The 15976-nt window shown below is 70.2% G+C and carries 18 protein-coding genes, 1 tRNA gene and 1 pseudogene; 11 read left to right on the top strand and 9 right to left on the bottom strand.

Features of this window, described 5'->3' with window-relative positions; all coding sequences use genetic code 11:
- Positions 1-255: 255 nt before the first annotated feature.
- The 5 genes from SACSA_RS0119395 to SACSA_RS0119375 all read right to left on the bottom strand — a co-directional run bounded on the left by SACSA_RS0119395 (position 256) and on the right by SACSA_RS0119375 (position 3440).
- On the bottom strand, positions 256-1296 hold the full coding sequence (locus tag SACSA_RS0119395; RefSeq protein ID WP_019819417.1) for a tyrosine-type recombinase/integrase: 1041 nt from the start codon (positions 1294-1296) through the stop codon (positions 256-258).
- Positions 1293-1760 (bottom strand): hypothetical protein, encoded by a 468-nt coding sequence (locus SACSA_RS0119390; protein WP_019819416.1) that lies wholly within the window; start codon positions 1758-1760, stop codon positions 1293-1295. The genes SACSA_RS0119395 and SACSA_RS0119390 overlap by 4 nt, the downstream gene beginning before the upstream one ends.
- A 137-nt stretch (positions 1761-1897) precedes the next feature.
- Positions 1898-1985, bottom strand: a tRNA-Leu gene (locus tag SACSA_RS0119385).
- A gap of 107 nt (positions 1986-2092) precedes the next feature.
- Positions 2093-2506 carry an OsmC family protein gene (locus SACSA_RS0119380; protein ID WP_019819415.1) on the bottom strand — a complete coding sequence of 138 codons (414 nt, stop codon included), beginning with the start codon at positions 2504-2506 and terminating at the stop codon, positions 2093-2095.
- 100 nt (positions 2507-2606) lie between these two features.
- Positions 2607-3440 (bottom strand): class I SAM-dependent methyltransferase, encoded by an 834-nt coding sequence (locus SACSA_RS0119375; RefSeq protein WP_019819414.1) that lies wholly within the window; start codon positions 3438-3440, stop codon positions 2607-2609.
- Positions 3441-3691: 251 nt separating this feature from the next.
- Between SACSA_RS0119375 and SACSA_RS0119370 the strand changes: the two genes are divergently transcribed.
- Entirely contained in the window at positions 3692-4450 is a 759-nt protein-coding gene (locus tag SACSA_RS0119370) for an EI24 domain-containing protein (protein ID WP_019819412.1), read from the top strand.
- Between the two features lie 58 nt (positions 4451-4508).
- Here the strand turns inward: SACSA_RS0119370 and SACSA_RS0119365 are convergent, their stop codons facing one another.
- Both SACSA_RS0119365 and SACSA_RS0119360 read right to left on the bottom strand, forming a co-directional pair.
- Positions 4509-5231: a DUF1990 family protein gene (locus SACSA_RS0119365; RefSeq protein WP_019819411.1), complete on the bottom strand. Its 723-nt coding sequence runs from the start codon at positions 5229-5231 to the stop codon at positions 4509-4511.
- A gap of 6 nt (positions 5232-5237) precedes the next feature.
- A complete protein-coding gene (locus SACSA_RS0119360; protein WP_019819409.1) occupies positions 5238-5450 on the bottom strand; it encodes a hypothetical protein in 213 nt (70 codons plus the stop codon).
- Positions 5451-5552: 102 nt separating this feature from the next.
- Between SACSA_RS0119360 and SACSA_RS0119355 the strand changes: the two genes are divergently transcribed.
- The 5 genes from SACSA_RS0119355 (at position 5553) to SACSA_RS26965 (ending at position 10219) form a co-directional block, all read left to right on the top strand.
- Positions 5553-6305: a DUF1990 family protein gene (locus SACSA_RS0119355; RefSeq protein ID WP_157597028.1), complete on the top strand. Its 753-nt coding sequence runs from the start codon at positions 5553-5555 to the stop codon at positions 6303-6305.
- A 109-nt stretch (positions 6306-6414) separates the two neighbouring features.
- Positions 6415-6636, top strand: a complete 222-nt coding sequence (locus tag SACSA_RS0119350; RefSeq protein WP_019819405.1) for an RNA-binding S4 domain-containing protein — start codon at positions 6415-6417, stop codon at positions 6634-6636.
- A 187-nt stretch (positions 6637-6823) separates the two neighbouring features.
- Complete coding sequence (locus SACSA_RS0119345; protein ID WP_019819403.1) at positions 6824-8014, top strand: glycoside hydrolase family 64 protein; 1191 nt, start codon at positions 6824-6826, stop codon at positions 8012-8014.
- Positions 8015-8150: 136 nt separating this feature from the next.
- A complete protein-coding gene (locus SACSA_RS0119340; protein WP_019819401.1) occupies positions 8151-9671 on the top strand; it encodes an amino acid permease in 1521 nt (506 codons plus the stop codon).
- Positions 9672-9859: 188 nt separating this feature from the next.
- Entirely contained in the window at positions 9860-10219 is a 360-nt protein-coding gene (locus tag SACSA_RS26965) for a hypothetical protein (RefSeq protein WP_019819399.1), read from the top strand.
- 308 nt (positions 10220-10527) lie between these two features.
- Here the strand turns inward: SACSA_RS26965 and SACSA_RS26960 are convergent.
- Positions 10528-10749: pseudogene (locus SACSA_RS26960) on the bottom strand (helix-turn-helix domain-containing protein); the annotation flags it as partial.
- A gap of 243 nt (positions 10750-10992) precedes the next feature.
- Between SACSA_RS26960 and SACSA_RS0119330 the strand changes: the two are divergent.
- Positions 10993-11469 (top strand): hypothetical protein, encoded by a 477-nt coding sequence (locus SACSA_RS0119330; protein ID WP_028662054.1) that lies wholly within the window; start codon positions 10993-10995, stop codon positions 11467-11469.
- Between the two features lie 108 nt (positions 11470-11577).
- Complete coding sequence (locus tag SACSA_RS0119325) at positions 11578-12900, top strand: M20/M25/M40 family metallo-hydrolase (RefSeq protein WP_019819397.1); 1323 nt, start codon at positions 11578-11580, stop codon at positions 12898-12900.
- 64 nt (positions 12901-12964) lie between these two features.
- Here SACSA_RS0119325 and SACSA_RS0119320 read toward each other — a convergent pair whose 3' ends face one another.
- Positions 12965-14155: an aminotransferase class V-fold PLP-dependent enzyme gene (locus SACSA_RS0119320; RefSeq protein WP_019819396.1), complete on the bottom strand. Its 1191-nt coding sequence runs from the start codon at positions 14153-14155 to the stop codon at positions 12965-12967.
- 508 nt (positions 14156-14663) lie between these two features.
- Here SACSA_RS0119320 and SACSA_RS0119315 point away from each other — a divergent pair.
- The 3 genes from SACSA_RS0119315 to SACSA_RS0119305 form a co-directional block, all read left to right on the top strand.
- Entirely contained in the window at positions 14664-15014 is a 351-nt protein-coding gene (locus SACSA_RS0119315) for a histone-like nucleoid-structuring protein Lsr2 (RefSeq protein WP_019819395.1), read from the top strand.
- 105 nt (positions 15015-15119) lie between these two features.
- Positions 15120-15467, top strand: a complete 348-nt coding sequence (locus tag SACSA_RS0119310; protein WP_019819393.1) for a histidine triad nucleotide-binding protein — start codon at positions 15120-15122, stop codon at positions 15465-15467.
- Positions 15468-15487: 20 nt separating this feature from the next.
- Positions 15488-15976: SRPBCC family protein (locus SACSA_RS0119305; protein ID WP_019819392.1), on the top strand; the 489-nt coding region annotated here is incomplete at its 3' end.

Below are 15976 nucleotides of genomic sequence, written 5' to 3'. Positions count from 1 at the left end.
AAAGTCGGAGGTACTTGCTCAGCGTCACTCGAACGGATTAGCTCCTCGTTTACACACTGTGCCTGCAAAGGGTGAGGGGCGTTGCTCCCGGCCGAGTGGCGTCGGCGAACGTGGCTCAGGGCGGAGAATCCTCGGATTCCATCGCTCCTCGTCACTCGGACGAAGCCACTGACGACGGAGCCCGCCGTGGACACCGGTTCGCGCGCGGACCGGCGTCCACGTGATCGTCAGAGCTCCAGCATCTGATGTACGGGGTCAGTGTTGCCGTCGGTTCTGGGCGAGGGGGTGGTCTTCGCCAGTGAGGGTGGCCAGGGCGGTGGCGATGTCGGTGAGATCGGCTTTGACATAGGTGCTGGTGGCGTTGTCGTGGGAATCGGTGTGGCCGGCGTAGGCGTGGGCGGTGGCGAAGCCGAAGTGGCGTTCGACCCAGGTCAGAGTGGTGTGACGCAGCCAGTGGGTGGAAATCTGCTGGGCCCGCGCCCACGGCAAGTGGCGTGCGACGCGGTTCCAGAGGTGGTCGTAGCGGCGTCGGGTGATCGGCCCGCCCCGGGCGTAGCGCAACACCGCCGTGTCGGCCTCGGTGGCGCCGCGCGTGTGTGCGTGGTCGACCAGGTGGCGCATCAGGGTGGGCGAGACCGGTTGCCACCGCACGGTTTCAGCCTTCTCCCGCAGAAAGATGAGGCACTGGTCGGTGTCCAGGTCACGCAACCGCAGAGCCAGCGCACCGCCACGGCGGCAGGCGGTCTCGATGTGCAGCCGCACCAGCAGCGTGTCCAACTCCGGGTCATCGCCCGTGGCGGCGACCACTTCGATGATCTCGGAGAGGCGTTCGTCGGGCAGGGCCCGGCGGGTCGACGGCAATCGGCGGGGTTTGGTCACCCGGCGGGCCGGGTTGCGGCGTTCGTCGATCAGCCCGTCGTCCTCGGCGTGCCGGTACAGGCAGCGGATGGCGGCCACGAAGTTCTCCGCGGCGCTGCGCCCGCCGCGGGAGTTGCGCCGCACCACGGCGGTGGCCTTGGCCTTCTCGGCCTGGGCGCGGATGTCGCTGGCGGTGACCTCGTCCAACCGGCGCTCGCCCCAGGCCGCCTCGGCCCGGGCCCAGTAGGACCGGTAGGCCCGCGCGGTGCTGGGCGAGACCAGCCCGGTCACGACCGGGATCCACTCGGCCACCGTCGGCACCGGCCGTTCCGCCGTGCCGGTGTCGGCCAGGAGGTCGGCGGGGTTCACGCCCAGGCGGGCCAGCAACAGCCGCGCCGCCTCCAACTCCCCCGACTGCGGCGTTTCGTGCGTGCTCACCGGGTCTCACCTCCGGCGAGGCCGGCGTGGTAGCCGGCGAGCATGGCCGCCACCGCCGACGGCGGGTGCACCACCAGCACGTCGTGGGCCACGTCGGCGGCCACCAACACCCGCTGCCCGGCCCGCACCCCGGACCGCGCCCGCGCCGCAGCCGGCACCGTCACGTACGGGGTGGCCGACATCACGAACGCGCCGTCGGCACGGCGGTGCAGCAGCACCGACCGGTCCACGACCGTGATCGTCAACCGGTCGCCGGACTGCCAGCCCAGTGCGCGCACCACGCGACCTTCCGAGACCCGTCCTTTGCCATCGACCAGGGCGGCGCCGAACACCCACGGCCCCGCACCCTCGTCCAGGCAGCTCAGATCCGGCACCGACAACGGCGAGAACCCGGACCGTTCCCCGGCCGGTCCGGTGACAGGGAGACGCGGCGGGATCGACACCGCCCGCACAGACCCGGTCATGACACAGCACCCCCCTGCCGCGCAGAGGGGGACACCGGCGGCACAACCACCGTAACGGACAGGGATGCCCGGTGTCTTGAAGATTTACCCAGCGTGAGCGGGTTGTCACTGGCTGGTGTGTGAGATCTGCTACGAACTGGTGTCCGAGGGGGGACTTGAACCCCCACGCCCTTAATCGGGCACTAGCACCTCAAGCTAGCGCGTCTGCCATTCCGCCACTCGGACTTGCTTGTGGTCATAGCTTAGCGGACGCCATCACGCCCGTGCACCGGGGGTGGCCCGTCGCGGGCGTGGAGCGCTCACCTGCGGTGACGCATCCACGCCCGCGAGGGTCACTCGATCACGGTCCGTACCGGCGTTCCCGCCTCGACCGTGCGGCTGACGGTGCAGAGCTTGTCGTGGGACAGGGCGACCGTGCGAGGCAGCATCGCCCGGGCGGCATCGCCCTTCTCGTCGTCAGGGAAGCGCACGGCGAAGGTCACGGTCAGGTTTTCCATGCGGTTGCCGGTCTCGGAGTCGGAGACCTTGTCCCCGTCGACCGTGACGGTGAACTCGGTCGGCTCGGTCCGCCTGCTGGTGGCGACGTCGGTGTCGATGGCCGTGCACCCGCCGATGGCGGCGAGCAGCAACTCGACAGGACTGAAATCGTCCCCGCCGAGGGGCAGGGTGGCTCCGCGATCGTTGTGCGCCACGTACTGCCCGGTGGACACCCGTTCGATGCGGACGGATCGCTGCGAAGTCGTCATGCGGCCGAACCTACCCGCCGCGCCGAGGCGGTCGGTCCGTCCGACCGCGGGCCGACCCGGGCACGCGGCGCCGACCTCCTGCGGCGTGTCCCGCTGTCCGTCACTTCCTTCCGGTGCCGACGTTGACCTCCGCGTGCAGGACCGCACCGGGCTCACCGCCGGAGCGTTCCCGCAGCATCCTGTCGAGTGCCTGCAGCGCCTCGGCACGTTGTGACTCGGTCACATCCGCGACCAATCGCGCGCCGATCGGATGGCTGGAGGTGACCTCGTTCCACAGGTCCGCGGCGGAGTCGACGGGCATGTCCCAGGTACGCGTGTCCACGACCACGTCGCTCAGTCCGGCCGCGGCGAACGTGTCGCGGAATACGCCAGGATCGGCCAGCTGGAACGGCAGCGGCGGCGGGTCCATCGGGAGCCCGGTGAAGCCGGGCACGACCGCCGTGAGGGCACCGAGAAGGAACCCGATCAACTCCATTCTCCGTGGTGAACCGAAGGCGACGACGAGCACCGTGCCGCCGGGCTTGGTGACGCGCACCATCTCGGCGAGTCCGGCGTCCAGGTCGGGCAGCATCGTCACGCCGTGCTGCGACGCGGACACATCGAACGTGTCGTCGTCGAAGGCCAGCGCATGACCGTCCATGACCCGGCCCTCGATGTGCGTGAGGCCTTCCGCGCGGGCGCGGGCGACGAGGCGCTCGATCATGGTGGGCGCGATGTCGGTGGCGACCACCTCGGCACCTCGGCGTGCGGCCGAAATGCTCAGGGCCCCGCTGCCCGCGGCGACATCCAGGAACCGGGTGCCCGGCCCGATGTCCACCGGGCGGAGAGCGTCCTCGCCGTGCCGCAGGTTCCCCGGGGTCATGAACTCGTCGAATCGGGGCGCGAGCGACTCCCAGGCGTCCCGGATCTGATCCTGAGTCGGTGTCTCGGTCATGATGCGCTCCTCGGCGATCGTGCGAACTCCGGGACCGGCGCGGTGGCCACCGTCGAGCTGTCACGGGGATCGGCTCGACGGCCACCCGCGCCACCGAAGCCTCGGACACCGAATACCCGCTCTCCCGGGTCACCCGCGTCCGCGCGCCGAAGCGCTTGTGATGACGGCGTCGGCGGGCGGCCGCGGCGTCGCGCTCCCGCGGGCCGTGGACCACCGGACGGCGGGGGCACGGCCACTGATAGAAGTACCTCGTGCGCGACTTCGTGACAGGTGTTCGGCTGTTCGGGCGCGGGCTGGGCATTCTGCTCCGGTCGCCGCGGTTGTTGTTGCTCGGTGCGCTGCCCGTAGTGCTGACCACCGTGCTGCTGGTCGGCGGGATACTCGCGCTGGCCCTGCGGATCGACGACCTCGCCACGCTGATCACTCCGTTCGCCGACGACTGGGCGGAGAGCTGGCGCACCGCGGCCCGCATCACGGCCGGTGTGGCGCTGGTCGGTGCCGCGCTGGTCGTCGGCCTGGTCAGCTTCACGGCGCTGACGCTGGCCGTGGGCGGCCCGTTCTACGAACGCATCGCGGAGAGGGTGGAAGACGACCTCGGCGACGCGCCGGCGGGGGACGCGTCACCGTGGTGGCGAGGCGTGTGGGCAGGGCTACGGGACGGCCTCGTGCTCCTCCTGCGGTCGCTGATGTTCACCATCCCGCTCTTCGTCGCGGGCTTCATACCCGTACTGGGGCAGACGGTCGTGCCCGTGCTCATGGCGTTGGTGACCGCGTGGTTCCTCGCACTCGAACTCGTCGCGGTGCCGTTCTCCCTGCGCGGGATGGACCTCGGCCAACAGCGGGCTCACGTGCGCCGGCGCCGAGGGCTCGCGCTCGGCCTGGGCCTGCCGACGGCACTGTTGTGCGCGATTCCCTTCGCCGCGCTCGTCGTCCTCCCGGTCGCCTTCGTCGGCGGCGTCCTCGTCGCCCGCGAGATCCTCCACACCCCCGCCGCCGATCCCGTGTCCTAGCGCCCCACCGCCGCTGCCCACGGCCCCCTCCCTGCGCGCGGGCGGACGGCAGCGCGCCTCACCCGGGCGAGACGCGGTGCAGCGCCAGCGCGTCGAGGCGACGGATCGTGCTGTCGGAGGGAGCCACCACCAGGTTGCCGACCCGGGGCGGGGACGCGGACGGGACCGTCTCACCGCCCGCAGCCGCCTCGACGAAGGTCCGGAGCCGCTCGCCGCACCGGCGGTAGAAGCGCAGCTGGTTCCGGCGCCCGAACAGCCGCCACCCCAGCGACAGGACGCGCCCCAGGGTGGGAGCGCCCTGGGAGTAGCTCGTGGCCACGAACTCGACCCGGCCGGTGTCCCGGTGCTTGACGACCTCGTAAGTGACCTTTCCCCGCTCCAGGTGACCGTTGAGGGTCTCGTAGGCCCACCCCCAGACGCGGTCGCCGTTGGCCCGGGTCTCGTCCACCACCTCGGTGACACGGACGCCGCAGTAGAAGTGCAGCCCGTGGAACCGGAGTTCGAGCAGCATGGTCCGCCCGAGCAACGGCGCCGCCGGCTCGTAGAGCGCGCGCACGAGTTCGGGAGGCGAGAACTCGTAGTCACGCACGAGCGAGCGGGCACGCTCCCAACAGCCCCGTGGCTCCGGAGCCCCCGGTCGCTCCGCGGGCAGCGCAGCGCGGTGGGTGTCGATGTTCCAGGCCGGTCGGCGCACCTCGCCGACCGTGTAGTTGACACGCGCCTCGGCGAGGTCCCGCCAGACCCGGATGGCGTCGAGCCGTCCGAAGACCCGGTCAGCCAACCCGGATCACTCGTCGTCTCGCAGTGCGTCGCCGATCAACCACATCATCGGCGGCCACAGGCCCACGAACAGCGCCCGCCGTTCGGCGTTGCCGCGCTGATCCTGGTCCACCGTCTTGGCGCGCACCCACAGGCTCACGCACAAGCCGATCGTGGCCAGCGAGGCCAGGTGCAGGTGCGTGCTGCGTGCGCCCGCCCGATGCAGGAGCCGGACCACCATGTGCGCCTCCGTGTCCGTCGACCCGTGTGACCACCGCGTCGCGGGGTACAGGACAGTCTGTACCCCGTTTGTGTCGTTCTCACCGCCCGAGGAGGAGCACCGATGTCACGACCACGCCGGGTCCTCACCGTGGTCGGGCGGTGGCTGCTGGGCACCGTGGTGGTCACCTGGCGCTACCTGTGGGAGACCACTCCCCTGCATCGCGGCGAGTGCCAGGGCAACGAGATCCGCGACCGGCCGCCCCCGATCGCCCCCGAGGCGCTCGACGACCGGGTGCAGCGGGACTCCGACGGGTACGGGTGCCTGTTCCACCGCCGCTTCCACGTGCGGATCGCGGGCGCCGAGCTCGACGCCACGCGGCTCATGAGCCGCGTCGCCCGCGATTTCAAGCACTTCGTGCCCACCGAGGTCGTCGACGTCCACGCCGACAACACCCGTTCCCGCGCTCCGGCCGTCGGCGACGAGCTGCTGGTGGAGATGCCGGGGCCGTGGAACGGTCCCGTGCGGGTCGCGTGGTGCGACGACACGACGTTGTGCCTGATCACCTTGCACGGCCATCTCGAGGCCGGGCAGGTGGTCTTCCGAGCCAGGGACGAGGGTGATCTGCTCGTCTTCGAAATCGAGCTCTGGGCCCGCCCCTGTAGCCGCCTGGTGGATGTGCTCTACGCACGCCTGCGGCTGGCGAAGGAGGTGCAGCTCAACATGTGGGTCCGCTTCTGCCTGGCCGCCGTGGAGACCTCCGGTGGCAGGCTGGTGGACGGCGTGCACATCTCCACCCGCTGGCTCGACCGGGGCGACGACGCGGTCGACCCCGCGGCCCCGGCCGTGGCGTCGGCGGCCGGCCGACGCCGGTGAGCCTCCGGAAGAGGACACCGGTGTCGCCGAGTGCCCGGTGTGACGGCCGTTCACGCGCGCCGCTGCTCCCGAGCGCCCGGACTCCCGCGTGTGCGGCAGGATGGGGCACATGTCGACCACTCGCACCGTCGGGATCACCCGGGCACCCATCGCTCTCGGCCAGTTCCTGAAACTGGCGGGGCTGGCCGAGGACGGTGCGCAGGCGAAAGGACTGCTCGCCTCGCCGGGTGTCACCGTCAACGGGGCCCCGGAGCATCGTCGGGGCCGTCAGCTCGCCGACGGCGACCTGGTGACGGTCGGCGAGGACACGCTCCAGGTCCGCGTGACCTGACACGGCCGGAATCACGTGTCGCCCAACGAATCCGCCGGCGTGCTCACCGAAACAATGCGATGAAATGTTCGCCGGATCGGATCGCGGACTACTTCCGGAGGTACCGCGACGAGATCCGCACCCGGAACACTGCGTGTCGGCCACGCCCTTGCGCGAGGAGACAACGCGGTTTCTGGAGGGAACATTCATGGTCTCACGTCGGCAGTTCCTCGGAATGTCCGCCGCGGCGCTCAGCTCACCGCTGTGGGCCGCGACGCTGCACGCGCCGTTCGCGGCGGCCGCGCAGGAGAACCTGCGGTTCCGGCTGGTCAACAACTCCGGCGGCACCGCGTATGCCTATATCACCGGACAGGCCGATGCGGACGGCAGGGCGATGTTCGTCCGGCCCGACGGCAGCTCCTACTACCCGGCGGCGACCGATCCCGAACCGCAGCCGCTCGGGGAGGACCCCGCCATTCTGGTGAGCGGCTCGCGCGACATCATGGTTCCGCGCATGTACGGAGCGCGGGTGTACTTCGTGACCGACGAGAAACTGGAGTTCTTCGCCGTGCGGGCGGCCGACGGCAGTACGGCGGTGGTACATCCGAATTTCGTGTCCGACAGCGATCCCAACTTCGGCAAGAACTGGACGTTCGCCGAGTTCACGCTGAACTCGGTCCAGTTGTACGCCAACATCAGCTACGTCGACTTCGTCGCCGCCCCGGTCGGGCTGCACCTCGAACACGGCGGCGGCACCCAAAGCGTTGCAGGCCTGCCCAGCGGGGCGATCGACAGCATCGCCTCGTCGCTGCGGGCCCAGGGTGGCTCCTGGCCGACCTGCGTGCAGGAGGCGAACGGCAGCGTGGTGCGGGTCCTCAACCCGAACCACCGCGCAGGCGACTTCACGGGCTATCTGAGCGCCTACGTCGACGAGGTGTGGGCGAAGTACTCGGGCGAACCGCTGATCATCGACTCCCAGCGCGACGACATCGGCATCCTGGAAGGCCGGGTCGAAGGCGGCGAACTGGTGTTCGGCGCGGAGCGATTCGGCAAGCCGACCACGGGCGACATCTGGAGCTGCAACAGCGGACCGTTCGCGAACAACCCGGCCACCGACAGCGAGCAGCGCAAGGCGATCATTCCCCGGCTCGCTGCCGCGTTCAACCGGACGACACTGTTGATCAATCCCGAGCAGCCGCACGGTGAGGACCCGGCGACGTTCTACCGGCATCCGGTCACGAATCACTACGCCCGCGTCGTGCACGAGCACCTGCCCGACGGCAAGGGCTACGCGTTCGCCTACGACGACGTCAGCGCCCACCCGGACGAAGACCACAGCGGCAAGGTCAATCACGGCGACCCGGAACTGTTCACGCTGACCCTGGGCAGCATCCGCTGACTCGACCAGGTCCTTGGTCACCGCCCCCGCGCGGCACGGCGGGGTTCGACCAGCCCGAACCTGCCCCGGCGCGGGCCACCGCCACGGTCTAGGGTGTGCGGCCGGTCTGCAACCCAGGCGTTTCAAGGAGGAAACCGTGCCGGGCAACGGCATCTGGCGAACCAAATCGGTCGAACAGTCAATAGCGGACACCGACGAACCGGGGACCCGGCTGCGGAGAAACCTCGGCACGTGGGACTTGATGGTGTTCGGCATCGCCGTGATGATCGGTGCCGGCATCTTCACGCTCACCGCACGCACGGCCGGTGACATCTCCGGCCCTTCGGTCGCGCTGGCGTTCGTCTTCGCCGGGGTCGCGTGTGGCCTCGCGGCGCTGTGCTATGCCGAGTTCGCCTCGACCGTACCGGTCGCGGGCAGCGCCTACACCTTCTCCTACGCCACGTTCGGCGAGTTCCTCGCGTGGATCATCGGCTGGGATCTCGTCCTCGAATTCTCGGTGGCCGCCGCCGCGGTGGCCAAGGGCTGGTCGATCTACCTGCAGGACGTGCTGGCCATGCTGTTCGGCACCGACGTCGCGACCACCGTCGAGATCGGCGGAATCAGCGCCGACTGGGGGTCGCTGCTGCTGGTCACCGTCCTGGCCACGCTGCTGACGCTCGGCACCAAACTGTCGTCGCGGTTCAGCATCGTCATCACGGCGATCAAGGTCACGATCATCCTGTTCGTCATCGTCCTGGGTCTGGCCTACATCAACCCGGACAACTACACGCCGTTCATCCCGCCCGCTGCCGAAGGCGCCGAGGCGGGCGCCGGTGTGGAGCAGTCGTTGTTCTCCGCCCTCGTCGGCGGCTCCGGCAGCGTCTACGGCGCGTTCGGCCTGCTGGCCGGCGCCTCGCTGGTGTTCTTCGCCTTCCTCGGCTTCGACGTCGTGGCCACCACCGCCGAGGAGACCCGCGACCCGCAGCGCAACGTGCCGCGCGGCATCCTGGGCTCGCTGGCGATCGTCACCGCGCTCTACGTGGCGACCTCGCTCGTGGTCGCCGGCATGGTTCCCTACACCGAACTGGCCACCGACGCCGCGCCGGAGGGCCGCAAAACACTGGCGACGGCGTTCTCCCTGCACGGTGTCGACTGGGCGGCCAGCATCATCTCCGTCGGTGCCCTCGCCGGTCTGACCACGGTGGTCATGGTGCTGTTGCTCGGGCAGCAGCGCGTACTGTTCGCGATGTCGCGTGACGGTCTGCTGCCGCGCGCACTCGCGAAGACGGGCTCGCGCGGCACGCCGGTGCGCATGAACATCGTCGTCGGCATCGTCGTCGCCGTGGCCGCCACCTTCTTCGACGCGGGCAAGCTCGAGGAAATGGTCAACGTCGGCACGCTGTTCGCGTTCATCCTGGTGTCGGCCGGTGTGCTCGTGCTACGCAAGAAGCGTCCGGACCTGCCGCGCGGATTCCGCGTGCCGCTCGTTCCGCTGGTGCCGATCCTGGCGATCGCCGCCTGCCTCTGGCTGATGCTGAACCTGACCGTGCTGACGTGGCTGCGCTTCCTCGTGTGGATGGCACTCGGCGTGGTCGTGTACTTCGCCTACAGCAGGCGGCACTCCCTGCTCGGCAGGACGGAGCGCACGCGCGCGGAGGCCGACGCCGACCAGGGGTGAACGGGCTCGTGCCGGCTCCGACCGCACGGTCGGCACCTCACATTCGAGGATCGTGCGGGACGGGGAACCCCCCGTCCCGCACGGTCACGCACCGGGTCGCACGCCGTCGCGTCCGCGCTCGGTGACGGCGCCGCAGCGCGGCCACCGGCGCCGTCACGGCGGAAAGCGTGATCATGAGTTGCTTTCCCATGATCATCAACGCTAGGTTCTATGGTCTCGACGACCGCTATCGCGGCATCCGGTCCGGACGGCGGGTGTTGTTCATCAGCGAGTCGGATCTGCGAGCCCACGGGTTCGCCGACGGTGACCACGTCGACCTCATCTCCGAGTGGCCGCACCACGACGGCACCGTCAGTGAACGAAACGCGAAGCGGTTTCGCCTGGTCGCTTACGACACACCTCCTGGGTGCGTAGCCGCGTACTACCCCGAGACCAATCCGCTGATTCCCTTGGACTCGCAAGCCCTCGAATCGGGCACACCGACCTCGAAATGGGTGATCGTGCGACTGGTCCGGTCCGAGAGCGCGGAGCGAAGCGCCGCGCGGTAGTCACGAATCGTGGCGATCCGGCCTGCGTCGCTCGCGAGGACACGCGGCCGGAGGCGGACTACAGCCAGGATCGCCACCACAGCCATCCCGGACAGGACGCTCACCGAGAGTGCCTTCCGCGTGCACGCGGTGCCCGACCGCGGCAGTCGCCGGGACACCGGTGACGCCGAGGTCGCGTGCGGGTCAGGGGCGCCGAGCTGAAACACGCGGGCGGCGCAAGGGGCCGGAACGGCGGCACTGTCCGCCGCCGCGGACCCTCCGCCGTCGCGCCGCGCCACGGCGCGCCGCCAGTGCGCCTCCCACTCCACGACATCACCCCCGCACGCCTCGACGTAGGCGAGGGCCACGGCCAGCGACGGCAGCTCCACGCCGCCCGCCGCCTCCGACAGCGCCGTGGCCGAGTAGCACGCTCGGCGCGCCAATCGCCGGTAACTGGGCGAACCGGCCCGCTCCCGTAATCGCCGCAGCTCCCACGCGAATCGCTGGACCGGGCCGGCCTCCGGGTCGACCGGCCGTTCGGGTCTGCCCATCATCTCCCCCACGAGTTGATTCGGTGTTGATTGTCCAGCCGCCGGCTCGCCCCTGGACAACGACACCAGCTCTACATTCCCTACTCGTCGACGGTCGAGGGGCCCGCGAACCGAACGACCCGAACGGCGGAGGCACGAACGGACGCACTCGGCGGGCGAGAACGCCGACCATCGGGACGACGCGCGTCGGGCCCGGTCTTCGCACCGACGACGAAACGGTTCCGCACACCCGGAGGACAACACATGCGACGAAGGAGAACGGCATCGTCGATTCTGACGATGGTCGTGGCCGCCCTGTTCACCGTCCTGCTGACGGGCACGGCCACTGCGTCGATGGCCCCGACCCCCACCCCCGAGTCCGTCGACACGGCCGCCGCGGACTACGAGCTGAACTACGCGGTCGCGGGCAGCCCGGCAGGCGCCGACCTCGTATGCGGCTCGGTGAACGCTGTCCAGGTCTGCTACCAGGCTTACGGCGATCGGTGGTGGATCAGGGACACGGCCGCGGACGGCGCCTCGGCGGCCGTGGACTGGGACAACTACCGCAACGGCAGCCTCTATCGCGAGGGAATGTGCGTCAACAGCCTGGGCCAGGGCCAGTGGGGCCAGTGCAACAAGAACTACTACGAGGACAGCACACTCTACGGCTACCCCTGCGTGTGGGACCGCAGCGAGAGCGACTACGCCAGTTGCAGCACGAGCGGGTGGCGGTTCCAGTGACGCGATGACCGCGGTTCCCCGCCCGTCCCGGGTCGACGGGCGGGGACTCCACCTTCCGCGGCGGGTCGTGTCCGCGTCGCCGGGGGCCGTGGATGGTAGGAATGTCGAGTGACCGAACCCAGCCTCCTCGATGCGGCCGCTGCCGAGGCGGTGACGCTGACCAGCGAACTGATCCGCATCGACACCACCAACACCGGCGATCCGGCGACCGTGACCGGCGAGCGCGAGGCCGCCGAATACGTCGCGGCCAAGCTCACCGAGGTCGGCTATGAGATCACCTACGTCGAGTCCGGCGGCGAGAACCGGCACAACGTGATCGCCCGCCTGCCCGGCGCGGACCCCGGCCGAGGCGCGTTGCTGGTGCATGGGCACCTCGACGTCGTGCCCGCCGACCCCGCCGAGTGGTCGGTGCACCCGTTCTCCGGGGCGATCCAGGACGGCTACGTCTGGGGCCGGGGCGCGGTGGACATGAAGGACATGCTGGGCATGTCCCTGGCGCTGGCCCGGCACTACAAGCGCGACGGGGTCGTGCCGCCGCGCGACCTGATCTTCGCCTTCCTCGCCGACGAGGAGGCAGGCGGCAAGTACGGGGCACAGTGGCTGGTGGACCACCGGCCCGAGCTGTTCGAGGGCGCGACCGAAGCGATCAGCGAGGTCGGCGGCTTTTCGATCACCCTGCGCGACAACGTGCGGGCCTACCTCGTGGAGACCGCCGAGAAGGGCATCCGGTGGATGACGCTACGGGCGCGGGGCACCGCCGGACACGGGTCGATGCTGCACCGCGACAACGCCGTCACCAAGCTCGCGGAAGCCGTGGCCACACTCGGCAACCACCGGTTCCCGCTGGTGCTCACCGATTCGGTGCGCGAGTTCCTCGCCGGGGTCACCGAGATCACCGGGTGGGACTTCCCTGAGGACGACCTCGACGGCGCCGTGGCCAAGCTCGGCAACATCTCCCGCATGATCGGAGCCACGCTGCGGGATACGGCGAACCCGACGATGCTCACCGCGGGCTACAAGACCAACGTCATCCCCTCCACCGCCGAAGCCGCCGTCGACTGCCGCATCCTGCCCGGCCGCGTCGAGGCCTTCGACCGCGAGCTGGACGAACTCCTGGGGCCGGACATCGAGCGGGAGTGGATGGAGCTACCGCCCGTGGAGACGACCTTCGACGGAGCACTGGTGGACGCCATGAGCGCCGCCGTGCTGAGTGAGGACCCGGACGCGCGCACCCTGCCGTACATGCTCTCCGGCGGCACCGACGCGAAGGCGTTCCAGCGGCTCGGCATCCGCAACTTCGGTTTCGCCCCGCTGAAGCTGCCCGCCGACCTGGACTTCTCGGCGTTGTTCCACGGCGTCGACGAACGTGTTCCGGTCGACGCGCTGCGCTTCGGCACCCGGGTTCTCGACCGCTTCTTCCGCTCCTGCTGACACCGGCGCCGGAGCCGGACCATGCCGCGCGCGGCGCGGAGGGGCCCGGCTCCGGTTCCCGTGCTCAGCACAGCGCGGTGACCTCGGAGCACAACCGGGCCACCTCGCCTGGGGTGTTGTAGTAGTGGACCGAGGCGCGGACGAGGTCGTCGAGATCCGGATGCCGGGTGTCCCACGGCGTCGACGGCGGCCGTGACACGGTCACGTTGATGCCACGCTCCCGCAACCGGGACGCCAGCGTCGAGGCGGTCACGGTCTCCGCGCGGAAGGTCACGATCCCCGAGCGGTGCACGCCTTGATCGGTCACGGTCACGGCGGGGATGCGGTCCAGCTCGGCGCGCAGATGCGCCGCGAGCGCGGTGACGTAGTCGTGCACCCAGTCGAGTCCGACCCCACGGTAGTACCGCACGGCCTCACCCAGGCCGAGGACGGCGGCGACGCTGCGTTCGAACAGCTCGAAGCGCTGCGCGTCGGCCCGCGGCCGCACCCGGTCGCCGTCCAGCGTGGCCGAGGTGAGGTCGAGATGCGCGGGAGCGAGCGTGTCGAGTACAGCGCGGAGGACGGCGAGAAAACCGGTCCCGCGCGGTGCGCGCAGGTACTTGCGACCGGTGCCCGAGAGCGCGTCGGCGCCGATGCGGTGCAGGTCGAGCGGCACCTGCCCGGCGGTCTGGCAGGCGTCGACCAGGTACAACGCGGGGCTGCCCGCCACGACCGCGCCGATGCGCTCGACCGGCTGCACGAGACCACCGTTGGTGGGCGCGTGCGTCACCGCGACCATCCGGACGTCGTCGTCGAGCAGGGTCCGCAGCGCCTCCACGTCCATTTCCCCGCCAGGCGTGCTCGGCACCTGCTCGACACGCACCCCGCGGCGCCGCGCCAGATCGAGCATCGCGATGAGGTTGCTGGAGTACTCCGGCGCGGCGGTGAGGATGCGATCACCCTCGGTCCACGGCACCGCGGTGAACACCGACAGCCAGGACCGGGTGGCACTGTCGGTGATCGCGATCTCCTCCCGGTCGGCACCCACCAGGGCGGCGAGATCGCCGCGCACGGCGTCGAGCTCGCCGGAAACCTCGTCGGCGGCCTCGTAACCGCCGATTTCCGACTCCCGGTGCAGGTGGCGCACCATTCGGTCGACCACGCTCCTCGGCGGCAGCGACGCTCCCGCGTTGTTGAAATGCACGACGCCCTCGCAACCCGCCGTGTCCGCTCGGAGTTCGCCGACGGTCTCCTGTGTTTGCCGGTCGTGAATCACGCGCACCCTCTCCTGTTCTCCCGTGGGCGCGGATCGAATCCGCGAATGCCAGCCTGCCCGACCCCGGAGCCGCGGCGCCACCGAAATCCGCCCGTCCGCGGCGGACAGGGCGGGGACGATCCTTCTCGAATCGGGTGAAAACCCCGCGCAAGGACCCGCCCGAGGCCAGGGGAAACAGGGCTTCGCCCGGCGTGACGCCCTCGTCTCCGAGCATGATCGACCGTCGCTTTCGGCCTGTGCGGACCGGACCAGATTGTTGGCACAGCAACGGTCTACACGTCATCCGCCACCGCTACGGTCGGCCCGGGCCGCTCACCAGGCACGAATACGCATCGTTCACCGACAACTGCGGCGCGCATTCTTCGAGGTCGTCTCGGGCGCACCGGCGGTTTCCGTTTTCCGTACCGGCCGGGCAAACGCCTCGTGTTCGCCACCGCGGACGGTCGGGTACACTTCTGCCCAACAGACTTCAATTCACGGCCGAGTACGCGCATAGCAGGAGGAACTGGTGGCGCAGCAGATTCTGGTCTCCCTGGTCGACGATCTCGACGGCTCCGAAGCCGACGAGACGGTCCAGTTCGCACTCGACGGAGTGACCTACGAAATCGACCTGTCCTCGGACAACGCCGAGGAACTGCGGGACGCGCTCGCGCACTACGTCGAGCACGCGCGCAAGGCCGGTGGACGGAAGAAGCTGTCGGGGCGCAGGCGCAACGGCCACAAGCAGGCCCGATCGTCCTCGGCGGAGCGCGAACAGAACAAGGCGATTCGGGCGTGGGCGAAGGAGAACGGCTACGAGATCTCGGACCGGGGCCGGATTCCGTCCGAGGTCGCCGACGCGTACCACAAGAGCGGCTGAACGCCCGGTCCGTCGAGATTCTCGCCCCCCGGGTTGTGACCCGGGACACGCCGCACCGGAGTGGATGTCGCGGACACGCGGGCCCGTGGCGCTTACAGTGAGCGTGTGAGCACCGACTGCCTGTTCTGCCGGATCGTCGAGGGCGCCGTGCCCGCGACCGTGGTACACGAGACCGACATCGTGCTCGCGTTCCGCGACATCGATCCGCAGTCTCCGACGCACGTGCTGGTCATCCCGAAGGAACACCACCCCGACGCCGCCTCGATGGCCGCGGCCGACCCTGCCCTGGCGGGACACCTGCTCGCCGTGACCGGGGAGGTCGCCAAGCTGGAGGGCGTTGACGCGTCCGGTTACCGGCTGGTGTTCAACACCGGCGCGGACGCCAACCAGACCGTGTTCCATGTGCACTGCCACGTCCTCGCGGGCAGGCACCTGAGCTGGCCCCCGGGCTGAGCCGGATGTGCTCGGGTGCGATGGTCCCGGCGGCCGCGCGGGAGCACGCCGAGGTCGACATCGTCGGCCAGCTCACGGCGACCTACCGGGCCCTCTCCCACGCCTCGGCCCCGGACGGTGACCCCGGCCGGGCTGACAGCGGAGACGAACCCGGCGGTGCGCGTGTGGTGCTGCGCCGCCGCTTCCCGGGCGAGCTGGACGCCGTCTTCACGGCGATCTCGGACCCGGCACACCTGCGGCGGTGGTTCGGCCCCGTGTCCGGTTGTCGGCGTGCGCGGGGCGGACGTGAGTTCGTGGTCGGCGACGGCCCGGGAGGGCGCCTCCTGCGCAGGGAACCGTCCCGGCTGCTGGAATTCACCGAACGAGCCACGTCGTCGGCCGCGCGCGAGGCGCTCGTCACCGTGCGCCTGGCCCCCGACGGGGCGGAGCGCACGATCGTGGAGCTGACCCGCGACACAGACGCGCCGCGACCCGGGACGGACACCGGCGGCGACGACCCGTCCCGCGCG

The sequence above is a fragment of the Saccharomonospora saliphila YIM 90502 genome (assembly GCF_000383795.1).
Classification (GTDB): domain Bacteria; phylum Actinomycetota; class Actinomycetes; order Mycobacteriales; family Pseudonocardiaceae; genus Saccharomonospora; species Saccharomonospora saliphila.
Note: the sequence above shows the minus strand (reverse complement) of the source record. Positions and strands in the feature narration are given on the sequence as shown.